Source organism: Streptomyces poriticola (assembly GCF_036689765.1).
Taxonomy (GTDB): Bacteria; Actinomycetota; Actinomycetes; order Streptomycetales; family Streptomycetaceae; genus Streptomyces; species Streptomyces poriticola.
Genome location: NZ_JBAGKH010000012.1, coordinates 112,299 through 136,749, shown reverse-complemented (window position 1 = coordinate 136,749; position 24,451 = coordinate 112,299). Strand labels below are relative to the sequence as shown.

The 24,451-nt window shown below is 71.3% G+C and carries 24 protein-coding genes; 3 read left to right on the top strand and 21 right to left on the bottom strand.

Annotated features, from left to right (window positions below; all coding sequences use genetic code 11):
• Window positions 1-2: 2 nt before the first annotated feature.
• Window positions 3-461 (bottom strand): DUF948 domain-containing protein, encoded by a 459-nt coding sequence (locus V5O46_RS18145; protein WP_332885645.1) that lies wholly within the window; start codon window positions 459-461, stop codon window positions 3-5.
• A gap of 299 nt (window positions 462-760) precedes the next feature.
• Between V5O46_RS18145 and V5O46_RS18140 the strand changes: the two genes are divergently transcribed.
• Complete coding sequence (locus V5O46_RS18140) at window positions 761-883, top strand: hypothetical protein (protein WP_332885644.1); 123 nt, start codon at window positions 761-763, stop codon at window positions 881-883.
• A gap of 362 nt (window positions 884-1,245) precedes the next feature.
• Here V5O46_RS18140 and rpsD read toward each other — a convergent pair whose 3' ends face one another.
• From rpsD to V5O46_RS18115, 5 genes are all read right to left on the bottom strand, one after another.
• Complete coding sequence (rpsD, locus tag V5O46_RS18135; RefSeq protein ID WP_205383745.1) at window positions 1,246-1,860, bottom strand: 30S ribosomal protein S4; 615 nt, start codon at window positions 1,858-1,860, stop codon at window positions 1,246-1,248.
• Between the two features lie 296 nt (window positions 1,861-2,156).
• On the bottom strand, window positions 2,157-3,512 hold the full coding sequence (locus V5O46_RS18130; RefSeq protein WP_332885643.1) for a replication-associated recombination protein A: 1,356 nt from the start codon (window positions 3,510-3,512) through the stop codon (window positions 2,157-2,159).
• 58 nt (window positions 3,513-3,570) lie between these two features.
• On the bottom strand, window positions 3,571-4,239 hold the full coding sequence (locus tag V5O46_RS18125; protein ID WP_332885642.1) for a vitamin K epoxide reductase family protein: 669 nt from the start codon (window positions 4,237-4,239) through the stop codon (window positions 3,571-3,573).
• 174 nt (window positions 4,240-4,413) lie between these two features.
• Window positions 4,414-5,676, bottom strand: a complete 1,263-nt coding sequence (gene hisS, locus V5O46_RS18120) for a histidine--tRNA ligase (RefSeq protein ID WP_332885641.1) — start codon at window positions 5,674-5,676, stop codon at window positions 4,414-4,416.
• A 13-nt stretch (window positions 5,677-5,689) separates the two neighbouring features.
• Window positions 5,690-6,400: an MBL fold metallo-hydrolase gene (locus tag V5O46_RS18115; protein ID WP_332885640.1), complete on the bottom strand. Its 711-nt coding sequence runs from the start codon at window positions 6,398-6,400 to the stop codon at window positions 5,690-5,692.
• A 160-nt stretch (window positions 6,401-6,560) separates the two neighbouring features.
• Here V5O46_RS18115 and V5O46_RS18110 point away from each other — a divergent pair, with 160 nt between their 5' ends.
• Window positions 6,561-7,388, top strand: coding sequence for a peptidylprolyl isomerase (locus V5O46_RS18110; protein ID WP_332885639.1), 828 nt, complete (start codon window positions 6,561-6,563; stop codon window positions 7,386-7,388).
• Window positions 7,389-7,523: 135 nt separating this feature from the next.
• Window positions 7,524-8,753 carry a DUF349 domain-containing protein gene (locus tag V5O46_RS18105; protein ID WP_332885638.1) on the top strand — a complete coding sequence of 410 codons (1,230 nt, stop codon included), beginning with the start codon at window positions 7,524-7,526 and terminating at the stop codon, window positions 8,751-8,753.
• Window positions 8,754-8,824: 71 nt separating this feature from the next.
• Here the strand turns inward: V5O46_RS18105 and relA are convergent, their stop codons facing one another.
• From relA to pgsA, 15 genes are all read right to left on the bottom strand, one after another.
• Entirely contained in the window at window positions 8,825-11,359 is a 2,535-nt protein-coding gene (gene relA, locus V5O46_RS18100) for a GTP pyrophosphokinase (protein WP_332885637.1), read from the bottom strand.
• A gap of 204 nt (window positions 11,360-11,563) precedes the next feature.
• A complete protein-coding gene (locus V5O46_RS18095) occupies window positions 11,564-12,112 on the bottom strand; it encodes an adenine phosphoribosyltransferase (protein ID WP_332885636.1) in 549 nt (182 codons plus the stop codon).
• Window positions 12,109-13,233, bottom strand: a complete 1,125-nt coding sequence (gene secF / locus V5O46_RS18090; protein ID WP_332885664.1) for a protein translocase subunit SecF — start codon at window positions 13,231-13,233, stop codon at window positions 12,109-12,111. Before secF ends, V5O46_RS18095 begins: the two co-directional genes overlap by 4 nt.
• A gap of 2 nt (window positions 13,234-13,235) precedes the next feature.
• Window positions 13,236-15,035 carry a protein translocase subunit SecD gene (secD, locus tag V5O46_RS18085; RefSeq protein ID WP_332885635.1) on the bottom strand — a complete coding sequence of 600 codons (1,800 nt, stop codon included), beginning with the start codon at window positions 15,033-15,035 and terminating at the stop codon, window positions 13,236-13,238.
• Between the two features lie 132 nt (window positions 15,036-15,167).
• The gene (gene yajC / locus V5O46_RS18080; protein ID WP_332885634.1) at window positions 15,168-15,665 is read right to left on the bottom strand and encodes a preprotein translocase subunit YajC; all 498 of its coding nucleotides are present in this window, start codon (window positions 15,663-15,665) and stop codon (window positions 15,168-15,170) included.
• A 176-nt stretch (window positions 15,666-15,841) separates the two neighbouring features.
• Entirely contained in the window at window positions 15,842-16,912 is a 1,071-nt protein-coding gene (gene ruvB / locus V5O46_RS18075) for a Holliday junction branch migration DNA helicase RuvB (protein WP_332885633.1), read from the bottom strand.
• A gap of 110 nt (window positions 16,913-17,022) precedes the next feature.
• On the bottom strand, window positions 17,023-17,628 hold the full coding sequence (gene ruvA, locus V5O46_RS18070; protein WP_332885632.1) for a Holliday junction branch migration protein RuvA: 606 nt from the start codon (window positions 17,626-17,628) through the stop codon (window positions 17,023-17,025).
• Window positions 17,625-18,155, bottom strand: coding sequence for a crossover junction endodeoxyribonuclease RuvC (gene ruvC, locus V5O46_RS18065; protein ID WP_332885631.1), 531 nt, complete (start codon window positions 18,153-18,155; stop codon window positions 17,625-17,627). Before ruvC ends, ruvA begins: the two co-directional genes overlap by 4 nt.
• 114 nt (window positions 18,156-18,269) lie before the next feature.
• Window positions 18,270-19,022, bottom strand: coding sequence for a YebC/PmpR family DNA-binding transcriptional regulator (locus tag V5O46_RS18060; RefSeq protein ID WP_332885630.1), 753 nt, complete (start codon window positions 19,020-19,022; stop codon window positions 18,270-18,272).
• 47 nt (window positions 19,023-19,069) lie between these two features.
• A complete protein-coding gene (pdxT, locus tag V5O46_RS18055; RefSeq protein ID WP_332885629.1) occupies window positions 19,070-19,681 on the bottom strand; it encodes a pyridoxal 5'-phosphate synthase glutaminase subunit PdxT in 612 nt (203 codons plus the stop codon).
• An 8-nt stretch (window positions 19,682-19,689) separates the two neighbouring features.
• The gene (gene pdxS / locus V5O46_RS18050) at window positions 19,690-20,601 is read right to left on the bottom strand and encodes a pyridoxal 5'-phosphate synthase lyase subunit PdxS (protein WP_332885628.1); all 912 of its coding nucleotides are present in this window, start codon (window positions 20,599-20,601) and stop codon (window positions 19,690-19,692) included.
• A gap of 149 nt (window positions 20,602-20,750) precedes the next feature.
• Window positions 20,751-21,293: a LemA family protein gene (locus V5O46_RS18045; RefSeq protein WP_332885627.1), complete on the bottom strand. Its 543-nt coding sequence runs from the start codon at window positions 21,291-21,293 to the stop codon at window positions 20,751-20,753.
• A 102-nt stretch (window positions 21,294-21,395) separates the two neighbouring features.
• Entirely contained in the window at window positions 21,396-22,559 is a 1,164-nt protein-coding gene (locus V5O46_RS18040) for a glycosyltransferase family 4 protein (protein ID WP_332885626.1), read from the bottom strand.
• Window positions 22,556-23,506, bottom strand: a complete 951-nt coding sequence (locus tag V5O46_RS18035; protein ID WP_332885625.1) for a phosphatidylinositol mannoside acyltransferase — start codon at window positions 23,504-23,506, stop codon at window positions 22,556-22,558. Before V5O46_RS18035 ends, V5O46_RS18040 begins: the two co-directional genes overlap by 4 nt.
• The gene (pgsA, locus tag V5O46_RS18030; RefSeq protein WP_332885663.1) at window positions 23,503-24,231 is read right to left on the bottom strand and encodes a phosphatidylinositol phosphate synthase; all 729 of its coding nucleotides are present in this window, start codon (window positions 24,229-24,231) and stop codon (window positions 23,503-23,505) included. Before pgsA ends, V5O46_RS18035 begins: the two co-directional genes overlap by 4 nt.
• Between the last annotated feature and the right edge of the window lie 220 nt (window positions 24,232-24,451).

The window sequence follows — 24,451 nt, the reverse complement described above, 5'->3', positions numbered from 1 at the left end:
GGTCAGTCCTTCTTCCGCTTCGTCCGCCGTGCGGCCGGGACGGTCCGGCCCACGATCACGGTACGCCTCGACTGCCGGCCCGGCACGTCCCGGCCCGGCAGGTCCTCCTTGCGGCCGCCGATGGCCCGGCGCACCCCGTAGCCGAAGGCGGCGACCTTGACCAGCGGGCCGCCGAACGTGGAGGCGACGGTGGTCGACAGCGCGGAGGCGTTCGACGTGACCTCCTGGACGTCGGAGGCGATGGAGTCGACCCGGTCGATCTGGGTCTGCGCCGAGCGGACCGCCGAGGAGGCGTCGGCCAGCAGCGGGACGGCCTGGTCGGTCACGTCCGCCACGAGCTTGGTGGTCGCCTTGAGCGTCTGGGCCAGCCTCGCCAGTGCGACGGCGAGGAAGGAGACCAGGATCGCCCAGAAGACGGCCACCAGGATCCCGGCCACCTCTCCACCGGACACTGTGTGCACCCGCTCCCTGAAACGTGCCTGAACATCGAGAACATCGAGCAAAGTCGCTCCCGAGCCTATCGCGCCGACGGCGCGGCTCCGTACCGGATTCCCGTGCGCGGGAGGGGGAGTTGCGCGAAGCGATAGTACGGACTGAATACGACTCGGTACGCTCCGTGTTCGATGCGGGATCGACGGCCCGGCGGCAGCTCCCCGAGCGGCGATCTGCCGCTGGAGCTCGACGCGTTCACAGGGCTTGCACGGCGGAACCCGACGCTCTGACCGGCGGGCCGGCCGCCGTACGGCTGGTGGAGGTCGGGATGGCCCGGGCATTCCGGGGTGATCTGCCGGACGCGGTGCGGCTGTGCGAGGACGTGCGCCGGGTGTGCGAGGACCACGGGGAGCGGTGGACTCGCGGCGGCGCACTTCATGTGCTGGGGTAGGCGGCCCGGGGGCGCGGATGAACCGGCCCGGCGCGGGAGGTGACGGCCGGCTGTCTGCGCGGTGCGCACGGCTTGCGTGACCTGCTGGTTCGGTGCTGGCGGTGGAGCTGCCGGCGCGGGAGCAGCCGGGCGATGCGCGGTAGTACGAGGAACACGCGCGGCAGGGGCGCTGCTGGGCCGGGAGGAGGCGGTGTCCCGGGCGCTGCGGCGGCGCGGCGCCGTGGCGGCAGTGCCCGCACCGCACGGGGCGGCGCGGCAGCAGTCCGCGCGGCCGCACACGGCGAAGCCCGCCGCCCCGCCCACCCGGAAGGGCGGGGAGACGGCGGGCCGAGGTACCGCGTCGGGTACGGCGCCCGGCTGGGTCAGCGGGCGTAGTACTCGACGACGAGCTGCTCGTCGCAGATCACCGGGATCTCCTTGCGGTTCGGCTCGCGGTCCAGGCGGAACGCCAGGGCCTTGAGGTTCACCTGCAGGTAGCGGGGGGTCTCGCCGTCGGGGGCGAAGCCGCCCTCACGGGCGATCTGGAAGAGCGTCTTGTCCTTGCTGCGGTCGCGGACCTGGACCACGTCGTCCGGGCGCACGACGAAGGAGGGCTTGTCGACCTTCTTGCCGTTGACCTGGATGTGGCCGTGGACGACCATCTGACGGGCCTGGTAGATCGTGCGGGCGATGCCCGAGCGCAGGACCAGCGCGTCGAGGCGCTTCTCCAGCTCCACGATCAGGGCCTCACCGGTCTTGCCCTGGACCTTGGACGCGCGGTCGTAGGCGCGGACCAGCTGGCGCTCGGAGATGTCGTACTGAGCGCGCAGGCGCTGCTTCTCCAGCAGACGGACCTTGTAGTCCGAGTTCTGCTTGCGTCCGCGGCCGTGCTCACCCGGGGGGTAGGGGCGGGCCTCGAAGTACTTGACGGCCTTGGGGGTCAGCGCGATGCCGAGGGCACGCGACTTCTTGACCTTGGGGCGGGACTGGTTCGCCACTGTCTGTGTCTCTTTCCTAGTTCTCCGGCTTGTCAGGGTTGAGGGAGGTCGCATCCGCAGCCGGGGAATCCCGCCGGGTCCGCTCGGGACCTGCCGGGCAGCCGCTCCCCTGGTCTGGGCACATACGTGCAGCACGCGAGTGGCCCACCGACCGCTCCCGGGGGTCCGGATGGTGGTGGGCTGCCCGCGACACCGTTCGCCGGTGCGCGACGCTCCTGGAACCCGCTGGGGGTTCCGGCTGGCTGTCCCGTTCTGACGGCACGGGACTCAGCACTTCGAGCGATTCTACAGGCTGCTCAGGAGCGTCTGCGACCGAGGTGGCCGCGGGTCCACTCCACGGCGTCCGCGTAGCGCGCCTCGGCGCCGTGCCGGGTCGGGGTGTAGTACTCGCGGTCCTTCAGGGCGTCCGGGGCGTACTGCTGGGCGGCGATGCCCTCGGGCAGGTCGTGCGGGTAGACGTAGCCCTGGCCGTGGCCGAGCTTGCCCGCGCCGCGGTAGTGGCTGTCGCGCAGATGCGGCGGGACGGGGCCGGCCTGGCCCTTGCGTACGTCGTCGAGGGCGGCGCCGATCGCGGTGGTGGCGGCGTTGGACTTGGGGGCGAGGGCCAGGGCGATGGTGGCGTGGCTGAGGGTGAGGGCGGCCTCGGGGAAGCCGATCATCGCCACGGCCTGGGCGGCGGCGACCGCGAGCGGCAGGGCGTGCGGATCCGCGAGGCCGATGTCCTCGCTGGCGGAGATCATCAGGCGGCGGGCGATGAAACGGGGGTCCTCGCCGGCCTCGATCATGCGGGCCAGGTAGTGCAGGGCGGCGTCGACGTCGGAACCGCGGATGGACTTGATCAGGGCGCTGGCGACGTCGTAGTGCTGGTCGCCGTCGCGGTCGTACTTCACCGCCGCCCGGTCGACGGTCTCCTCCAGGGTGGTGAGGGCGACCTCGGTCTCGCCCTTGTCGAGCGCGGCGCCCGCGGCGGCCTCCAGGGCGGTCAGGGCGCGCCGGCCGTCGCCGCCGGCGATGCGCAGCAGGTGCTCCTCGGTCTCCGCGGGAAGGGTGACGGTGCCGCCGAGTCCGCGCTCGTCGGTCAGCCCGCGCCGGAGCAGGCCGCGGACGTCGTCGTCGGTGAGGGGCTCGAGGGTGAGCAGCAGGGAGCGGGAGAGCAGCGGGGAGATCACCGAGAAGTAGGGATTCTCGGTGGTGGCGGCGATCAGGGTGACCCAGCGGTTCTCCACGGCGGGGAGCAGGGAGTCCTGCTGGGCCTTGCTGAAGCGGTGGATCTCGTCGAGGAAGAGGACCGTCTCCCTGCCGTACCCGCCGACGGCGCGGCGGGCGCCGTCGATGACCGCGCGGACCTCCTTGACCCCCGCGGTGATCGCGGACAGCTCCACGAAGCGCTTGTTGGTGGCCTTGGAGACGACGTACGCCAGGGTGGTCTTGCCGGTGCCGGGCGGGCCCCAGAGGATCACCGAGGAGGGGCCGGCGGGGCCGGCGGCGCCCTCCCCGACCAGCCGGCGCAGCGGCGAGCCGGGCTTGAGCAGGTGCTGCTGGCCCACCACCTCGTCGAGGGTGCGCGGGCGCATCCGGACGGCCAGGGGGCTGCCGGCCGGCTCCTTCTCCTGGCGTTCTTCTGCTGCGGCGGTGAACAGGTCGGGCTCCACGCTGAAACCCTAAGTCACCCCACTGACAACGCCCGCGGGGCCCGGTCCCGGCGCCGGATCAGGCCCAGAGGGCGCTGCCCCAGCGGGTCAGGATCAGCATGCCGATGACGCCGATGTGGGTCACCGGCAGTACCCAGGTGAACTCGGCGAGGAACCGCTTGACCGGGGCCGGCGCGGGCAGGTGGCCGGTGCGGATGTTGAACGAGGTCACGTACCAGAACATGATGATCGTGGCGACCCAGGCCAGGCAGCACCACAGGCAGAGCGCGTTGATCCGGTACAGCGACTGGAACTGCAGCCAGGTGCAGAAGCCCACACCGAAGAGCGTGCCGGCGTTGAAGGTGAGCCAGTACCAGCGCGGGAAGCGGGCCCCGGCGAGCAGGCTCATGCCGGCGCAGATCACCATGCCGTAGGTGACCAGGCCGAGGAACGGGTTCGGGAAACCGAACACGGAGGCCTGGGCGCTCTCCATGACGTCGTTGCAGGAGACGACCGGATTGATGCCGCAGCTCGGGGTGTAGGTCGTCCCCGCGACCTTCGCCTCGAGGATCTTGATCTTGTCGAGCGTGATGATCCAGGCCGCGAGCACACCCGCCGCACCCGTGATCACCAGCATCAGGGCGAAAGCCCTGCTGCTCCCGACCCTGCCGGGTTCGGCGGCGGTGCGCTGCGGCCCGGACTCGGGCTCGGGCTCCGTGGAGACGTCCTTGACTGTCGTCTTGCTCATCACGCCGATTCCGTCGCTTGAGGGGACCTGCTTCCGGCACGGGACATTGTGCCGTACACGCGCGCGTGCTCACCGTTCGCTGCGCGTAAGGACGTACCGTCCGCCGTCGGATTCCGGACATGCGCGAGGGCGCCGCATGTCCGTACGAACACGCGGCGCCCCGGGCGCTTCCGGTCAGCCGAGCCGGGCCTCCAGCTCCGCCACGATCTCGTTGACACCCACCGCCGTCTGCTCGCCGGACTCCATGTCCTTGAGCTGGACGACACCGTCGGCGAGGTCCCGCTCGCCGGCCACGACCGCGTAGCGGGCGCCGCTGCGGTTGGCGTTCTTCATCGCGCCCTTGAGGCCCTTGCCGCCGTAGGAGAAGTCGGTGGCGATGCCGTTCTTGCGCAGTTCGGTCACCTTGCCGAACAGCACACGGCGGGCCTCCTCGCCGAGCGGCACGGCGAAGACGTCGGTGGTGGCGGGGAGGTCCAGTTCGACGCCCTCCGCCTCCAGGGCCAGCACCGTGCGGTCGACTCCGAGGGCCCAGCCGACGGACGGCAGGGCGGGGCCGCCGATCATCTCGGACAGTCCGTCGTAGCGTCCGCCGCCGCCCACCGCCGACTGGGAGCCGAGACCGTCGTGGACGAACTCGAAGGTCGTGCGGGTGTAGTAGTCCAGGCCGCGCACCAGCTTCGGGTCGTCCTCGAAGGCGACGCCCGCCGCGGTGATCAGCTCGCGCACCTCCTCGTGGTAGGCCTTGCAGGCGTCGCACAGGTAGTCACGCAGCAGCGGGGCGCCCGTGAGCTGCTTCTGCACCGACTCCCGCTTGTCGTCCAGGACCCGCAGGGGGTTGATCTCCGCCCGGCGCAGCGTGTCCTCGTCCAGGTCCAGGCCGCGCAGGAAGTCCTGCAGCGCGGCCCGGTAGACGGGGCGGCACTCCTGGTCGCCGAGGCTGTTGAGCAGGATGCGGAAGTTGCTCAGGCCCAGCGAGCGGTACGCCTGGTCGGCGAGGATGATCAGCTCGGCGTCCAGCGCCGGATCCTCGGCGCCGATGGCCTCGGCACCCACCTGGGAGAAGTGGCGGTAGCGGCCCTTCTGGGGGCGCTCGTAGCGGTAGTACGAACCGGAGTACCAGAGCTTGACCGGGAGGTTGCCCGCCTTGTGCAGGTTGGCCTCCAGGGCGGCCCGCAGCACGGAGGCGGTGCCCTCGGGGCGCAGGGCGAGCCGGTCGCCGCCCTTGGTCTCGAAGGCGTACATCTCCTTGGTGACGATGTCGGTGGACTCGCCGACACCGCGCGCGAACAGCTCGACGTTCTCGAAGCCGGGCGTCTCGACGTAGCCGTAGCCGGAGGTGCGCAGGGGGGCGGCGATGGCCTCGCGGACGGCGAGGTACCTGGCGCTGTCCGGCGGGATCAGATCGTAGGTGCCCTTGGGGGCCTTGAAGGTGCTCACGGAAGGTCTCTCGTCACATTCCTCGTCGGGGAGCGTCGGCGTCCGCTCCCGGGCCGGCGGCCACCTGCCGCAGATACGGGTTGGTGGCGCGCTCGCGGCCGATGGTCGTCTGGGGGCCGTGGCCGGACAGCACCACGGTCGAGTCGTCGAGCGGCAGGCACACGCGGGCCAGCGAGGCGAGCATGTCGTCCATGGAGCCGCCCGGGAAGTCGGTGCGTCCGATGGAGCCGGCGAACAGCAGGTCGCCCGAGAACATGACCGGCGGGATGTCCGCCGCCTCGGGCAGGCCGAAGGTCACCGACCCCCTGGTATGGCCCGGCGCGTGCGCGACCGTCAGCTCCAGACCCGCGAGCCGCAGCCTGGTGCCGTCGGAGAGTTCCTTGACGTCGTCCGGCTCCCCCACCGTGAGCTCGCCCATCAGCGGCATGCCGATGGTGCGGCCGATGCCCTTCTCGGGGTCGCTCATCATGAAGCGGTCCTCGGGGTGGATCCAGGCGGGCACGTCGTGCGCACCGCACACGGGGACGACCGAGGCCACGTGGTCGATGTGCCCGTGGGTGAGGACGACGGCGACGGGCTTGAGCCGATGCTTCCTGATCGCTTCCTCGACTCCGGGGGCCGCCTGATGGCCCGGGTCGATGATCACGCACTCCTCACCGGCGGCGGGGGCGACGAGGTAGCAGTTCGTCCCCCAGGCCCCGGCGGGGAACCCGGCAATGAGCACGATCGTCCTTCGTTTGTGGTGGTAAGGGTGGGCTTGCGAGCGGGCTGCGCCCTGGTCAGAGCCTACCGGCGGTGCCGATTCCTCAGCGAACCCATATACGGTACGGGGCTACGAACACGCATCACGCAGGCTCACGAAGACGCATGAGGAGAAGAACCCGGTGGTCAGCCAGGAGCAGCGGCGGCGTCAGCTCGCCCGGGACAAGTTCTTGCGCCAGCAGCAGCGGCGCACCGCCGCGCGGCGCAAGACGCGCATGCGCAACTCAGTGATCGCGTCGGTGCTCGGTGTGGTCGTGATCGGCAGCCTGGCGCTGTACGTGACCAAGCCCTTCGAGGACGACGGCAAGGCGGACGCGAGCGCGGAGGTCACCCCGAGCGCCGCGCCGACCAGCAAGGCCCCGGACCCCTGCGACAAGCCCGCCGAGGGCGAGGCCAAGTCGGAGACCTGGGAGAAGGAGCCGGCGATGACCATCGACAAGTCGGCGAAGTACACCATGACGATGGACACGACCTGCGGCACGGTAGACGTCGCGCTGAAGGCGTCCGCGGCCCCGCGCACGGTCAACTCGTTCGCGTTCCTGGCCGGAAAGGGCTTCTTCGACCACACGAAGTGCCACCGGCTGACCACCGAAGGCATCTACGTGCTGCAGTGCGGTGACCCCACGGGCCAGGGCACCGGCGGTCCCGGGTACACGATCCCGGACGAGAACCTGAAGGACGCGAGCCTGAAGGACAACATCTACCCGGCGGGCACGGTCGCGATGGCCAACACCGGTCAGCCCGATTCCGGCGGCAGCCAGTTCTTCCTGGTCTACCAGGACAGCCAGTTGCCGCCCAGCTACACCCCGTTCGGGACTGTTTCGGACGCGGGCATGGAGGTACTGAAGAAGATCGCCTCCGCGGGAGCGCAGGCGGCCGACCCCACGTCGGGCAACACCGCGCCCAACGCGACCGTGGTGATCGACAAGGCGACGGTCACGAAAACCTGACCCCCAACTGCGGAATTTCGATCGCGCGGGATGCGGACAGGCCGCCCGCCGGTCGCCTATGTTGGCGGTGACGAAACTGTGGACGATGCCCGGGGGCGCCCAAGCCCTCCGCGGGCATCATGTGGAGGAGGCGCTGTGAGCAGCGACCCGTGGGGCCGCGTCGACGAGACGGGGACCGTGTACGTGCGTACGGCCGACGGCGAGAAGGTCGTCGGCTCCTGGCAGGCGGGCTCCCCAGAGGAGGCGCTGGCCTACTTCGAGCGCAAGTACGAAGGCCTGGTTGTCGAGATCGGCCTCCTCGAGAAGCGAGTGAAGACCACCGACCTGTCCTCGAAGGACGCCCTGACCGCGATCGAGCACCTGCGGGAGCAGGTGGACGCCCATCACGCGGTCGGCGACCTGGACGCCCTCAGGATCCGGCTGGACAAGCTCGTGGAGCTGGTGGAGAAGCGCCGCGAGGAGCGCAAGGCACAGCGGGCCAGACAGTCCGACGAGGCCCGCAAGGCCAAGGAGGCGCTGGTCGCCGAGGCCGAGGAGCTGGCGCAGTCCGAGCAGTGGCGGGTCGCCGGTGAGCGGCTGCGGTCCCTGGTGGACACCTGGAAGGGCCTGCCGCGGCTGGACCGCAAGTCCGACGACGAGCTGTGGCACCGCTTCTCCCACGCGCGCTCGGCGTTCTCCAAGCGCCGCAAGCAGCACTTCGCGCAGCTGGACGCGCAGCGCGAGCAGGCCCGCCAGATCAAGGAGCGGCTGGTCGCCGAGGCCGAGTCCCTGTCGGACTCGACGGACTGGGGTCCGACGGCCGCGCGCTACCGGGAGCTGATGGCCGAGTGGAAGGCCGCGGGCCGCGCCCAGCGCGAGCACGAGGACGACCTGTGGAACCGCTTCCGCGGCGCCCAGGACGTCTTCTTCGGCGCCCGCAGCGCGGTATTCGCCGAGCGGGACGCCGAGCAGGCCGAGAACCTCAAGCTCAAGGAGGAGCTGGCCGGCGAGGCGGAGAAGCTGCTGCCCGTGACGGATCTGAAGGCGGCCCGTGCCGGGTTCCGCTCGATCAACGAGCGCTGGGAGGCGATCGGTCATGTGCCGCGCGACGCCCGGCCGAAGGTCGAGGGCCGGATGCACGCCGTGGAGCGGGCGATCCAGGAGGCCGAGGAGACCGAGTGGCGCCGGACGAACCCGGAGGCGCTCGCGCGTGCCGAGGGTCTGACCGGCCAGCTGCAGGCGGCCGTGGACAAGCTGCAGGGCCAGATCGAGCAGGCGCGGTCGCAGGGCAACACGGCGCGCGCCGACAAGCTCGAGAAGGAGCTCCAGGGCCGCCAGGCGCTCCTGGACCAGGCGCTGAAGGGCCTGCAGGAGTTCGGCGGCTGAATATCCTCTCGTGACGCGAAGCGGCCCGGCGGTGGATCACCGCCGGGCCGCTTCGCGTCCTGCGGTGACTCCTACGACGGCCGGCGCGCCGACGTCACCCGGTACACGTCGTAGACGCCCTCCACGCCGCGTACGGCCTTCAGGACGTGGCCGAGATGTTTCGGATCGCCCATCTCGAAGGTGAAGCGGGACGTGGCGACGCGGTCGCGGGAGGTCTGGACTGCGGCGGAGAGGATGTTGACGTGCTGGTCGGACAGCACGCGGGTGACGTCCGACAGCAGCCGGGAGCGGTCCAGGGCCTCGACCTGGATGGCGACCAGGAAGACCGAGGACTGGGTGGGCGCCCACTCGACCTCGAGGATGCGCTCGGGCTCGCGGGAGAGCGAGTCCACGTTGACGCAGTCACTGCGGTGCACGGACACGCCGCTGCCGCGGGTGACGAAGCCGATGATGGGGTCGCCGGGGACCGGGGTGCAGCAGCGGGCCAGCTTGACCCACACGTCCTCGACGCCCTTGACGACGACACCCGGGTCGGCGCTGGAGCGGCGCTTGCGGCTGCGTCCGCGAGCGGGGGGCACCGCCTCGTCGATCTCCTCGGTGGCCGCCTCCTCGCCGCCGAGGGCCTGCACCAGCTTCTGCACGATGTTCTGCGCGGAGACGTGCCCCTCGCCGATGGCCGCGTAGAGCGCGGAGATGTCCGAGTAGCGCATCTCGTGCGCGAGGGTGACCAGGGAGTCGCCGGTGAGGATGCGCTGGATCGGCAGGTTCTGCTTGCGCATCGCGCGGACGATGGCGTCCTTGCCCTGCTCGATGGCCTCGTCGCGGCGCTCCTTGGAGAACCAGGCCCGGATCTTGTTGCGGGCGCGCGGTGACTTGACGAAGCCGAGCCAGTCGCGGGAGGGGCCCGCGCCGGCCGCCTTGGAGGTGAAGACCTCCACCAGATCGCCGTTGTCCAGGGTGGACTCCAGCGGCACCAGACGGCCGTTGACCCGTGCCCCTATGGTGCGGTGGCCGACCTCGGTGTGGACGGCGTAGGCGAAGTCGACCGGGGTGGCGCCGGCCGGGAGCGCTATGACGTCGCCCTTGGGGGTGAAGACGAAGACCTCGTTGCGCGAGAGGTCGAAGCGCAGCGACTCCAGGAACTCGCCGGGGTCCTCGGTCTCCTTCTGCCAGTCCAGCAGCTGCCGCAGCCACGCCATGTCGTTGATGGCGTCCTTGTCCTTGCCGCCGCGGGGCACGTCGGTGCGGACCTTGGAGGCGCCGGCCACGGCCTCCTGCTTGTACTTCCAGTGAGCGGCGATGCCGTACTCGGCACGGCGGTGCATGTCGAAGGTGCGGATCTGCAGCTCGACCGGCTTGCCGCTGGGCCCGATCACCGTGGTGTGCAGCGACTGGTACATGTTGAACTTGGGCATCGCGATGTAGTCCTTGAACCGGCCGGGCACCGGGTTCCATCGCGCGTGCACCGTGCCGAGCGCCGCATAGCAGTCGCGGACCGTGTCCACCAGGACGCGGATGCCCACCAGGTCGTAGATCTCCGCGAAGTCCCGGCCACGGACGATCATCTTCTGGTAGACGCTGTAGTAGTGCTTGGGGCGGCCGGTCACGGTCGCCTTGATCCGGGCCGCCCGCAGGTCTTGCTGCACCTCGTCGGTGACGACGGCCAGGTACTCGTCCCGCTTGGGGGCGCGCTCGGCGACCAGGCGGACGATCTCGTCGTACATCTTGGGGTAGAGGATCGCGAAGGCGAGGTCCTCGAGCTCCCACTTGATGGTGTTCATGCCCAGGCGGTGGGCGAGCGGCGCGTAGATCTCCAGGGTCTCGCGCGCCTTCTTCTCCTGCTTCTCGCGCTTGAGGTAGCGCATGGTGCGCATGTTGTGCAGGCGGTCGGCGAGCTTGATGACCAGGACGCGGGGGTCCTTGGCCATGGCGACGACCATCTTGCGCACGGTCTCGGCCTGCGCGGCCTCGCCGAACTTGACCTTGTCCAGCTTGGTGACACCGTCGACGAGCAGGGTGACGACGTCGCCGAAGTCGCGGCGCAGGTCCTCCAGCCCGTACTCGGTGTCCTCGACGGTGTCGTGCAGCAGGCCCGCCATGAGGGTGGCCGGGTCCATGCCGAGCTCGGCAAGGATGGTGGTGACGGCGAGCGGGTGGGTGATGTACGGGTCACCGCTCTTGCGCTTCTGGCCGCGGTGCCAGCGCTCGGCGACCTGGTAGGCCTTCTCGATCTGGCGGAGGGTCGCGGTCTCGATCTTGGGGTCGTTGCTGCGGACTATGCGCAGCAACGGCTCGAGAACCGGGTTGTAGGGGTTGGCGCGCTGGACGCCGAGGCGGGCCAGACGGGCGCGGACCCGGTTGGAGGAGCCGGAGCGGCCCGGCGGGCCGGCGGGCGCACGGACCACGGGCGGGTTCTGCGGGCGCTCGGGGGGCGCGGGCTTGGGGCGCGACTGGTCGGCGGGCTTGTCGACGGGCGCGGACCGGCCGCGCTCGACCGGCCCGCGAGGGTCGTTCTTCGCGTGCGTCGCGGTCGGTGCGGGCTTGGCCGCGGAAGCCGAGGCGGGCTCGGGCTTCGCGGCGGTCAGTGGCTGGGCCTCGTCTGGCAAGAGGACTCCTCGTGCGCGGTCCGGGTCCCCCGGTCAGGCTCCGGAGATCCCATGGTAGCGATCCTGCGCCCCAGGATCGCCTTCAGGCCAGTGTGAGGACCGTCTACCGGAGAAACGCAGGGGGCGGGCGCCGGATTCCTCCGGGCCCGCCCCGTGTGTGTCGCGTACCGCTGCCCGCCGGCCGCCCGGCGGTCACGGACCCGGTTAGGGGAGGGTGAGCAGCGCCTCGAGCGGGGCGCCGTCCAGGGCCGGTGCCAGCCGGGCGCGTCCGCCGAGGAAACCCAGTTCCATCAGCACCGCCAGGCCCGCGACCTGGGCGCCCGCACGGCGGATCAGCTGGACGGAGGCCTCCGCGGTGCCACCGGTGGCGAGGACGTCGTCGACGACCAGGACCCGGTCGTCGGCGGTCAGGTCCTCGGCGTGCACCTCGATCTCGGCCGAGCCGTACTCCAGGTCGTAGGCCTGGCCGAGAGTGGCTCCGGGCAGCTTGCCCGCCTTCCGCACGGGGACGAAGCCCAGTCCGGCGCGGACGGCGACCGGTGCGCCCAGGATGAAGCCGCGCGCCTCCAGGCCGACGACCTTGGTGGCGCCGGTGCGCTCGGCGGTGGCCGCGAGCGCGTCGGTGAGCGCGGTGAAGGCCGCGGGGTCCGCCAGGAGCGGGGTGATGTCCTTGAACATCACGCCCGGCTCCGGGTGGTCGGCCACGTCCCGGATACGGCTGAGCAGCAGCTCCCGGATGCCGGTGGCGGTCATCGGCGCTTCCCCGAAGGCCGGCCGCGGCCGCGGGCGCGGGACGCGGACTGGCCGCGGGGGGCGACGACGGCCGCCGCCGCGGCGGCGTCGACCGGCTCACCGTCGACCGGCTCGTCGGCGAACGACGGCTCGGCGGGCTCGCCCTTCGCCGCAGCCTGGGCCCGCTTGGCCAGCACGCGCTTCTTGAGGGCCTTCATCTCCGGCTGCATCTCCTTGAGGTCGGCGACGAGCGGTGTGGCGATGAAGATCGAGGAGTACGCACCGGCGGCGAGGCCGACGAACAGCGACAGCGAGATGTCGTTCAGCATGCCGGCGCCGAGGACGCCGCCGCCGATGAACAGCAGGCCCGCCACCGGCAGCAGGGCGACCACCGTGGTGTTGACCGAGCGGACCAGGGTGCTGTTGATCGAGCGGTTGGCGATCTCGCCGTACGTCCAGCGGGTCTGTTTGGTGATGTCTCTCGTCTGTTCCTTGAGGCTGTCGAAGACGACCACCGTGTCGTAGAGGGAATAGCCGAGGATCGTCAACAGACCGATCACGGTGCCCGGGGTGACCTCGAAACCGACGAGGGCATAGATGCCGACGGTGATGGTGATGTCGTGGATGAGCGCGACGAAGGCGGCCAGTGCCATGCGCCACTCGAACGCGATCGCGAGATAGATCACCACGAGGACCATGAAGATGCCGAGGCCCTGCCACGCCTTGTTGGCGATCTGATCACCCCAGCTCGGGCCGACCAGTTCGGCGTTGATGCGCTCCGCCTCGATGTCCAGGTCCTGGGCGAGCTCCTCCTTGATGCGGTCCGACTGCTCGGTGCCGGTACCCGCGACCTGGATGCGTAGGCTGCCGTCGCCGAGCTTCTGGACGATCGCGTCGTGTCCGGAGGCCTCTTCCGCGTACTCCTCGGCCTGGGAGACCGAGGCGGTGACGTTCTTCGGGGTGGTGAAGACCGCGCCGCCCTCGAACTCGATGCCCATGTGCAGGCCGCGCACCGCGAGGCCGACGATCGCCGTGATGGTGATCAGGATCGAGATGCCGTACCAGAGCTTGCGGTTCTTGACGAAGTCGTAGCCGATCTCGCCATGGTGCAGTCGGGCGCCGAGGTTGCCGAGCTTCGACATTCTCATGCCTCCTTGGTCTCGACAGGGCCGGCGGCCGGACGGGCGGGACGGCGGGTGCGCCGCAGCGGCGGCTTGGCACCCAGGCTCTTCGGGTCGAGACCGGACCACTTGTGGCCGCTCGCGAAGAACCTGCGGCGGGCCATCAGCGTCAGCAGCGGCTTGGTGAACAGGAACACCACGACGACGTCGAGCAGGGTGGTCAGGCCGAGCGTGAACGCGAAGCCCTGCACCTTGCCGACGGTGACGACGAAGAGCACCGCGGCGGCGAGGAACGACACGAAGTCGGAGACGAGGATGGTGCGCCGGGCGCGTGGCCAGGCCCGCTCGACGGCGGGGCGCAGCGAGCGCCCCTCTCGGATCTCGTCCCGGACGCGTTCGAAGTACACGATGAACGAGTCCGCGGTGATACCGATGGCGACGATGGCTCCGCACACCGCCGGCAGGTTCAGCGCGAAGCCGATGCCCGGGCCCAGCAGCGACATGAGCGTGTACGTGAGCGCCGCCGAGACCAGCAGCGAGAGGATGGCGATGAACGACAGGCCGCGGTAGTACACCAGCAGGTAGAGGACGACCAGGGCGAGGCCGATCGCGCCGGCGATCAGACCTGCCCGGAGCTGGTCGCCGCCGAGCGCGGGCGTGACCGTGGTGACGCTGTCCTCCTTGAAGCTCAGCGGCAGGGCGCCGTAGGACAGCATGTTCGAGAGGCTCTGGGCCTCCTCCTGGGTGAAGCTGCCGGAGATCTCGGCCTTGCCGCCGGTCAGGGCCTGGCGGACGTAGGGGCTGGAGACGACCTCGTTGTCGAGGACGATGGCGAACTGGTCCTGCGGGGACTGGTTCTGCGCCAGCTTGCCGGTGATGCTCGCGAACTTGTCGGCGCCCTCGTCCGTGAAGTCCATCGTCACGGTCCAGCCGGCGGCGGTCTGGGTGTTCAGCACCGCCTGGGCCTCGTCGACGTCGGTGCCGTCGACCTCGGCGGGGCCGAGGAGGTACTTCTGCCACTGGTCCGGGGAGGGCTGGCCGCAGGCCACCGTGGACTCCTCCGGCAGGACGCCGGCACCGGCCTCGGCGCGGGCGGCGGGGTCGGTGCAGTCCAGCTCGGCGTAGGCCTCCTGCAGCTTGGCGTCGTCATCGGCGGCGCTGCCGCTCGGGGACGCGGAGGCGGACGGCGAGGCGTCGCCGGATGCGGTGGCGGAGGGGGTGGGGTCGGCCTTCAGGGCGTCGCTCGCTGCGCGGCCCTGGGTGGTGGCGCTCGCCGAGGGGTCGGCGGAGCCGGACGGCGAGGTCGCCTCGTCCTTGTCCGCGCCCTCCTCCGAGGCCTCGTCGGTCGGCTTGCCGGTGGCCCCGTCCGTGGCCTCGTCCGAGGGACTCGGCGAGGGGTCGCCGCCGGCCGGTCCGGAGAGCTCGGTGGCCAGGACCGGGCGGAAGTAGAGCTTTGCGGTGGTGCCGACCTGTTCCCGGGCTTCCTTGGAGTTGGTGCCCTTGGGAACGTTGACGATGATGTTCCGGTCGCCCTGGGTCTGTACCTCGGCCTCCTGGACGCCGAGGCCGTTGACCCGGCGCTCCATGATCTGGACCGCGGTGGCCATGTTGGTCGGGTTGACCGCGGATTCCTGACCCGGCTCCGCGACCGCCCGCAGCGTGATGCTCGTCCCGCCGGCGAGGTCGATGCCGAGACGCGGAGTGGTCTGTCCGGAGGCGAACATCCCCCCGGTGAGCGCCACGAGGGCGATCAGGATCAGGGCCAGCGCGCGCCACGGCTTGCTCTGGGCGCTCGGGTTCCGGCCCTTTTTAGGTGCTGCCACCTTCTCGTACTCCCTCTCGGGCCGCCTCGCGCCGGGTCGGCGGACGGGCGGCCATGACATGGTGTCGGGTTCCCGTGGGAGCCGCGCATGTCCGTGGGCGCGCGGGTGTCACCCGCGCGCCCCGGGGCACGGCTACTTCGCCTCGGTGTCGCCGTCGGTCTTCTTCGACTGGTCGTCCGTGGTCGCGCGGGCGGGCTCGGCGGGCTCGGCGCTCTCGTCGTCGGCGTCCTTCTTGCCGAGGTCGACGGCCGGCTCGTCGGAGGCGGGGGCGGAGCCGGCGGCGTCGGTCCCGGTGAGGGAGGAGGCGTCGTCCGGGACGACGTCCGCGTCGGCCTTCAGGTCGTGCTCGACGCCGTGGACGATGCGGTTGTACTCGTCGTCGGAGAGGACGGCGCCGATCGAGTTCTTGGCGAAGAGCAGCTCGACGCCCGGGCCGGCGTCGAGGAGGACCGTGTCCTCGCTGACCTCCTTGACCGTCGCGTACATGCCCCCGATGGTGCGGACGCCGGAACCGGGCTGCATCTGGTTCCGCATCTCGACGGCCTGCTGCTGCTTCTTCTTCGCCGACCGGGTCATCAGGAACATGGCCCCGATGAGCACGATGAACGGGAGGAGGGTCACGAGACTCACGGGTCGGTACTTCCTTCACGCGACCGCGATGGTGAGCGGCCTGATGGTTGGGGGTGTTGTGTGCCGCCGACAAAGGCGGCATCGGCGGAGTCTAAGCGAGTCCGCATGCATGGAACAACGCTCAGCATGACACCGGGGTTCCTGGTCCGGTCAATGTGCAGACCGTGGCGGCACCGTCACGACCCGAACAGATCTTGTTGTCCGTTTCCCGCGGTATGCGATGTGGGCGGGGTGAGACCCAGGTGGGCCCACGCGGCGGGCGTGGCGATCCGGCCTCGCGGGGTGCGGGCCAGCAGGCCCTCGCGGACCAGGAAGGGCTCGGCGACCTCCTCGACGGTCTCGCGCTCCTCCCCCACGGCCACGGCGAGCGTCGACAGTCCGACGGGGCCGCCGCCGAACAGTTTCAGCAATGCCGTCAGGACCGCCCGGTCGAGGCGGTCCAGGCCGCGGGCGTCGACCTCGTAGACCGCAAGGGCGGCGGCGGCGATCTCCTGGGTGATCGCTCCGTCGGCCTTGACCTGGGCGTAGTCGCGGACCCGGCGCAGCAGGCGGTTGGCGATCCGGGGCGTGCCGCGGGAGCGCCCGGCGACCTCGGCGGCGCCTGCCGCGTCGATCTCGACGTCGAGGAGGGCGGCCGAGCGGTGGACGACGCGTTCCAGTTCGGCGGGCTCGTAGAACTCCATGTGCGCGGTGAAGCCGAAGCGGTCGCGCAGCGGGGGCGGCAGCAGGCCTGCCCGGGTGGTGGCGCCGACCAGGGTGAACGGCGGCAGCTCCAGGGGGATGGCGGTGGCGCCGGGGCCCTTGCCGACGATGACGTCGACGCGGAAGTCCTCCATGGCCATGTAGAGCATCTCCTCGGCGGGCCGGGACATGCGGTGGATCTCGTCGAGGAAGAGGACCTCGCCCTCCTGCAGGGAGGAGAGGATGGCGGCGAGATCGCCGGCGTGCTGGATGGCCGGGCCGGAGGTGATGCGGATGGGGGCGCCCATCTCGGCCGCGATGATCATCGACAGGGTGGTCTTGCCCAGGCCGGGGGCTCCGGAGAGCAGCACGTGGTCGGCGGTGGCTCCGCGCGCGCGGGCGGCGCGCAGGACGAGGTCGAGCTGCTCGCGGACCTTCTCCTGGCCGATGAACTCGCCCAGGTCCTTGGGGCGCAGCGCGGCCTCGACGGCCTGGTCCTCGTGGTCGGCGGACGCACCGACGAGCCGCTCGCCGGTGGGGGTGTCCGTCGTGTCGTCCCAGTTCATGTGGTCTGTGCCTCGGCTCTCGACTGCGGGCTTCGGTGCGGGGCCGCGCGCCTGCGCGACGCGGGTGAGCGTCCTCCGGTCCTACCGGGCGCGGAGGGGCGTCCGCGCACTCACCGGGCGCGGTTGAGGGTCTGCAGGGCGGCCTTGAGCAGCGGGCCCACCTGCGGGGTGCCACCGGCCGCCTCGGCCTGCGGGGCCACGGCGGTCACGGCCTCGTCCGCCTCCCGGGTGGCATAGCCCAGGCCGATCAGGGCCGCGTGCAGCTGGTCGCGCCAGCCCCCGCCGGCCGGGGCGCCGACGGCGGGAGCACCGACCGGCTCGCCCAGCCGGTCCTTCAGCTCCAGCAGCAGCTTCTGCGCGCCCTTCTTGCCGATGCCGGGGACGGCGGTCAGCGCCTTCTCGTCGCCGGTGGAGACCGCCCGGCGCAGGGCGTCCGGGCGGTGGACGGCCAGCATCGCCTGGGCGAGGCGGGGACCGACCCCGCTCGCGGTCTGCAGCAGTTCGAAGACCTGGCGCTCGTCGTCGTCGGCGAAGCCGTACAAGGTCAGCGAGTCCTCGCGGACGACCAGGGAGGTGGCGAGCTTGGCGGCCTGGCCGACACGGAGTGTGGAGAGGGTGTCGGGGGTGCACTGGACGGCCATGCCGACGCCGCCCACCTCCACCACCGCGGCGTCGGGGGCGAGCGCGGCGACCGTGCCGCTGACGAAGGCGATCATGTCGTACGGCCTTTCGATGCGTGCAGGGCGACGGCCTGCTGGAGGCGGTTCTGGGCGGGGGCCCGCCAGATGTGGCAGATGGCGAGCGCGAGGGCATCGGCGGCGTCGGCGGGTTTCGGCGGTGCCGCGAGCCGCAGCAGGCGGGTGACCATGGCGCCCACCTGCGCCTTGTCGGCGCGTCCGCTGCCGGTGACGGCGGCCTTGACCTCGCTGGGCGTGTGCAGGGCGACGGGGATCCCTCGTCGGGTGGCGCACAGGATGGCGACGGCGCTGGCCTGGGCGGTGCCCATGACCGTGCGCACATTGTGCTGGCTGAAGACGCGCTCCACGGCCACGCACTCCGGGCGGTGTTCGTCGAGCCACTGCTCGAGGCCCTGCTCGACGGCGATCAGGCGGTGCCCGAGGTCGGCGTCGGCGGGCGTACGGACGACGCCGACACCGACCATGGTGAGCGGCCGGCCCGCCACGCCGTCGACGACACCGACCCCGCAGCGGGTCAGCCCCGGGTCCACCCCCAGTACGCGCACCTTCATCCCCTCGATCGGCTGTTTGTGCAGGCTATCGGGTACCACCGACAACGGGCGGCGGGCCGGTGGACGTGTCCCACCGGCCCGCCGCCGAAACAGCCGCTCACGCGCGCGTCACGCGTCGACCTTCTCCATGATCTCGTCGCTGACGTCGAAGTTGGCGAAGACGTTCTGCACGTCGTCGCTGTCCTCCAGTGCGTCGATCAGCTTGAAGATCTTCTTGGCGCCCTCCTCGTCCAGCTCGACCTGCATGGTCGGGACGAAGTTGGCGTCCGCCGACTCGTAGTCGATACCGGCGTCCTGCAGGGCGGTGCGGACCGCGACCAGGTCGGTGGCCTCGCTGAGCACCTCGAAGGTCTCGCCGAGGTCGTTGACCTCCTCGGCACCGGCGTCCAGCACGGCGGCCAGGACGTCGTCCTCGGCCAGCTCGCCCTTGGGGACGATCACCACGCCCTTGCGGTTGAACAGGTAGGACACCGAACCGGGGTCGGCCATGGAGCCGCCGTTGCGGGTCATGGCGACGCGGACGTCGGAGGCGGCGCGGTTGCGGTTGTCGGTGAGGCACTCGATCAGTACCGCGACGCCGTTGGGTCCGTAGCCCTCGTACATGATCGTCTCGTAGTCGGCGCCGCCGGCCTCCAGGCCCGCGCCGCGCTTGACCGCGGAGTCGATGTTCTTGTTCGGGACCGACTGCTTCTTGGCCTTCTGGATGGCGTCGTACAGCGTCGGGTTGCCGTCGGGGTCGGCGCCGCCCATCCGCGCCGCGACCTCGATGTTCTTGATCAGCTTCGCGAAGAGCTTGCCGCGCTTGGCGTCGATGACGGCCTTCTTGTGCTTCGTCGTGGCCCATTTAGAGTGGCCGGACATCTGCCTGTCTCCTTCGCGTTACCCATCTCTGTACGAACTCCAGAATCCTACAAGGATCCCGCCGCCCGGTCGGCGCGCACCATGTCGACGAACAGCCGGTGCACGCGGTGGTCGCCGGTGAGCTCCGGGTGGAACGACGTGGCGAGCGCGTTGCCCTGGCGGACGGCGACGATGTGACCGCCGTGCTCGGCGAGCACCTCGGCCCCCGCGCCCACGGACTCGACCCAGGGGGCGCGGATGAAGACACCCTCCACGGGGTCGCCCTCGACGCCCTTGACGCCGACCGCGGCCTCGAAGGACTCGTTCTGCCGGCCGAAGGCGTTGCGACGCACGATCATGTCGATGCCGCCGATGGTCTCCTGGCCCGATCGCGGGTCGAGGATCTTGTCGGCGAGCATGATCATGCCCGCGCAGGTGCCGTAGACGGGCAGGCCGTCCCGCACGCGCGCGCGGAGGGGCTCCATCACACCGAAGAGGACGGCCAGCTTGGAGATGGTGGTGGACTCCCCCCCGGGGACGACCAGGCCGTCCACCTCGGAGAGTTCGTCCGGGCGGCGCACCGCCCTGGCCACGGCGTCGGCCGCGGCCAGGGCGACGAGATGCTCCCGGACGTCGCCCTGGAGGGCCAGGACGCCGATGACAGGGGCTTCGTTCGACATGGAGGTGCTTACCAGCCGCGGGTGGCGTAGCGCTCGGACTCCGGGAGGGTGTCGCAGTTGATGCCGACCATCGCCTCGCCCAGGTTGCGGGAGGCCTCCGCGATGACCTTCGGGTCGTCGTAGAACGTGGTGGCCTTCACGATGGCGGCGGCGCGCTTGGCGGGGTCACCGGACTTGAAGATGCCGGAGCCGACGAACACGCCCTCGGCGCCGAGCTGGCGCATCAGCGCGGCGTCGGCCGGGGTGGCCACACCGCCTGCGGAGAACAGCACGACCGGCAGCTTGCCCAGCTCGGTGACCTCCTTGACCAGCTCGTACGGGGCGCGCAGCTCCTTGGCGGCGGCGTACAGCTCGTGGTTGTCGAAGCCGCGCAGGCGGGCGATCTCGTTCTTGATCTGGCGCATGTGGCGGACGGCCTCGACGACGTTGCCGGTACCGGCCTCGCCCTTGGAGCGGATCATCGCCGCGCCCTCGGCGATCCGGCGCAGGGCCTCGCCGAGGTTGGTGGCACCGCAGACGAACGGCGTGGTGAAGGCCCACTTGTCGGAGTGGTTGACCTCGTCGGCCGGGGTGAGCACCTCGGACTCGTCGATGTAGTCGACGCCGAGCGACTGCAGCACCTGGGCCTCGACGAAGTGGCCGATGCGCGACTTGGCCATCACCGGGATGGACACGGCGTCGATGATGCCCTCGATCATGTCCGGGTCGGACATCCGGGCCACGCCGCCGTCCTTGCGGATGTCGGCCGGGACCCGCTCCAGCGCCATGACGGCGACGGCGCCCGCGTCCTCGGCGATCTTCGCCTGCTCCGGCGTGACGACGTCCATGATCACGCCGCCCTTGAGCTGCTCGGCCATGCCGCGCTTCACCCGCGCGGTGCCGGTCTCGGGGGTCTGGTTCTCGGAGAGCGTGCTGGACACGGGTGACCTCACTGAAGGAAAGAGGGATTGGTGCAGCACTGAGGAAACGTGAACGGAGCAGGCCACAGCAAGGGCCAATGGAAAGGCGGTGGATCCTTTTCGAGCGGCGGTCGAGCGGCGGTCGACCAGCAGACGTCCGGTGGGCGCGGCTATCCGGCCCGGTCCGTGAGAGTCACCGGCGGCTCGTCGTCCATCTCGAACGCCAGCGGGAAGGGGGCGTGTCCGGCCAGCCGGAACCAGCGCACCTTGCGGTGCTCGCGCAGCCTGCGGGCGGCTCCCACGGCGTCGTTGTGGAATCGCCGGGCCATCGGGACCCGCCGGACCGCCTCGGTCAGCTCGCGGGCCGCGTCGTCCCCGCCGGGCTCCTCGCGCACCGCCTCGACCTGCTGCGGATCGGCGAACACCGCCCGCAGGGCCTGGCTCAGCTCGCTCTCGGCGACCTCCCGCTGCTCCTCCTCCGCCTGCCGGGCGGCGTGCGCGGCCTCGTACAGGACGATCGAGGCGGCCGGGTCGAGGACGCCGGAGGTGGCGAGCTCCTGGGCCACGGAGGCGCGGCGCAGCAGCTGCGCGTCGAGGGCGGCGCGGGCGGCGTCGATCCGGGCGTGCAGCCGGTCCAGGCGCCCGGCCGTCCAGCTCAGGTACAGGCCGATGGCGACGAGGACGACGAGGATCCAGATCAGGGTTGCGGTCACGCTCCGCAATCTACCGGGGCTGCCCGGCCGGGCAGCGACCCCCCGGACTCGGTCCCGGGCCGGCCGGAATCCGCCTCGGCCCCGGGACGGTCCGGGGCCGGCTCAGTCCCGCGCCAGGCCGAAGCGGGCCCGCAGTCCGGTCGCCCGGTCGTCGGTGGCCACCGCCGCCGCACCCGCGGTGACCGTCTCGTACACGGACAGGATGTCCGCGCCGACGGTCGACCAGTCGAACCGCCGTACGTGCGCGCTGCCCCGGTCCCGCAGCTCGGCCCGGCGCTCCGGGTTCTCCAGCAGGCGTACGGCCGCCGCCGCCAGCGCATCGGCGTCCTCGTTGGGGAACAGCTCACCGGCCGCGCCCCGGTCCAGCACCTGCGCGAAGGCGTCCAGGTCGGAGGCGAGCACCGGGGCACCCGCAGACATGGCCTCGACCAGGATGATGCCGAAGCTCTCACCGCCGGTGTTGGGCGCCACGTACAGGTCGACGCTGCGCAGGAAGCGGGCCTTGTCCGCGTCGCTGATCATGCCCAGGAACTCCACCCGGGAGCGCAGCTCCGCCGGCAGGCTCTGCACGGCCTCCTCCTCGTCGCCCCGCCCGGCGACCAGCAGCCGGGTCTGCGGGCGGGCGGCGAGGATCTTCGGCAGGGCACGCATCAGCACCGGCAGGCCCTTGCGGGGCTCGTCGATGCGGCCGATGAAGCCGAGGGTGTCGCCCTGCCACTCGGGGTTCGGGTCGGCCTTGGCGAAGAAGTCGACGTCCACGCCGTTGGGGATCACCACGGCGTCGCCGCCGAGGTGCTCGACCAGGGTGCGGCGGGCGTACTCGCTGACGGCGATGCGGGCGCTGATCTTCTCCAGGGCGGCCTGGAGGATGGCGTACGCGGCGATCATCGCGCGGGAGCGCGGGTTGGACGTGTGGAAGGTGGCCACGATCGGCCCCTGCGCGGCCCAGCAGGTCAGCAGGCCCAGCGAGGGCGAGGTCGGCTCATGGATGTGGATCACGTCGAAGGCGCCGTCGTGCAGCCAGCGCCGCACCCGTGCGGCCGACAGGAAGCCGAAGTTCAGCCGGGCCACCGAGCCGTTGTACGGCACCGGCACCGCGCGGCCGGCCGAGACGACGTACGGCGGGAGCGGCGTGTCGTCGTCGGCGGGCGCCAGCACGGAGACCTCGTGGCCGAGCCGGATGAAGTACTCGGCGAGGTCGCGGATGTGGAACTGGACGCCGCCCGGTACGTCCCAGGAGTACGGGCAGACGATGCCGATCCTCACGCGCTGTCCTTCCCCGGGGCCGCGGGCGGCTGCGCCGGGTCGGGCGGCGCCTTCGCGGGGTCGAGGTCCCGCAGCCACAAACGCTGCAGCATGTGCCAGTCCTCCGGATGCTCGGCGATCCCCGTGGCGAAGGCGTCGGCCAGCGCCTGTGTCATGACAGACGCCTTCTCCGCGCGTGTACCTGACCCGGGTACCTCGACGGGCGGATGCACGCGGCCCCGCATGACGGGAGAGTCGTCGTACCAGAGCGTGACCGGCAGCAGCAGCGCACCGGTCTGCTGGGCGAGCAGGGAGGGCCCGGCGGGCATCCGCGCGGTCTCGCCGAAGAAGTCGACCTCGACCCCGGAGGCGGACAGATCGCGGTCGGCGACCAGACAGACCAGGCCACCGGCCCGCAGTCGCCGGGCCAGCGTCCCGAAGGCGCTGCCGCCGCTGTGCGGCAGCACCTCCATGCCGAGGCCCTCGCGATAGGCGACGAAACGGTCGTAGAGGCTCTCCGGCCTGAGCCGCTCCGCGACGGTGCTGAAGGGGATGCCCAGCTTGGTGGTGACCCACGCCCCGGCCAGGTCCCAGTTGGCCAGGTGCGGCAGCGCCAGAATCACGCCCTGGCCGGCGGCCATGCCGTCGGTGAGGTGGTGCAGGTCCTTGGGGTCGAAACCGTTCCTGATCCGCTCGGGGCTCCAGGCGGGCAGCCGGAAGGACTCCATCCAGTAGCGCAGATACGAGCGCATGCCCGCGCGCGAGAGCTCGGCCAGCCGCTCCGGGCTCGCGTCGGGCAGCACGCGCGCGTAGTTGCTCTCCAGGCGCCTGACGCCCGCGCCGCGCCGCTTCCAGGCGACGTCGGCGACGGTGCGCCCGAGCCGGACCGCGACCGGCTCGGGGAGCTTCTTCACGGTGCTCCAGCCGGCGCCGTACAGCGCGTCCGTCAGCCGCTCCCGGGCGCTCACTTCGCCGCCTCGCTCCCCTGGGTCTCCTGTCCGGCCGCGGCCTCCGCCTCGGCGGACTCCCGGCGGACCGTGACCACCCGCTGGACCAGCGTGACCAGACTGCCGACGGCGACGATCCACAGCGCGATCGGCAGCAGATACTGGATTCCGGGCACCCCGAAGTCGTGCAGCCCCGCCAATCCGGCCGCGACCAGCGAGATCACCAGCCGCTCGGCCCGCTCCACCAGCCCGTTGACCGCGACCGGCAGGCCGATCGACTCACCGCGCGCCTTCGTGTACGACACCACCTGCCCGCTGGCCAGGCAGAAGATCGACACGGCGCACAGCAGTTCGTCGTCGCCGCCGCCCGCGTACCACAACGCGAAGCCGCCGAAGATCGCGCCGTCGGCGACCCGGTCGAGGGTGGAGTCCAGGAACGCGCCCCAGCGGCTGGAGCGGCCCAGCTGGCGGGCCATGTTGCCGTCGACCAGGTCGGAGAAGACGAACAGCGTGATCACGACCGTGCCCCAGAAGAACTCGCCCCGGGGATAGAAGACCAGCGCGCCCGCGACCACACCGGCGGTGCCGACGAGCGTCACCGTGTCCGGGCTCACGCCCCGGCGGATGAGAAACGCGGCGAACGGTGTGAGGACACGCGTGAAGAATGCACGCGCGTACTTGTTCAGCATGGCCTTCCCGACGGTCGGTGTCGCCGCTTGGCCCCTGCTGGCCACCGGCTGGCCCATCGTAGCCACGCGCGCGCGTGACCGACGGCCGGGCCCACGGCCCGGTCGCGCGCACGGCCATGCGTCGGGCGGGCGGCGGACCGACGGCGGTTACGCGTCGGACCGACGGCGGATACGCGTCGGGCGGACGGCGGGATCGGGTCGCTCGTATGGACGCAGCGTGACGGGAGTGGAAAGCTCGAAGAACCGCGGGCGTCGCCGGAGCCGCCCCAGTACGCGG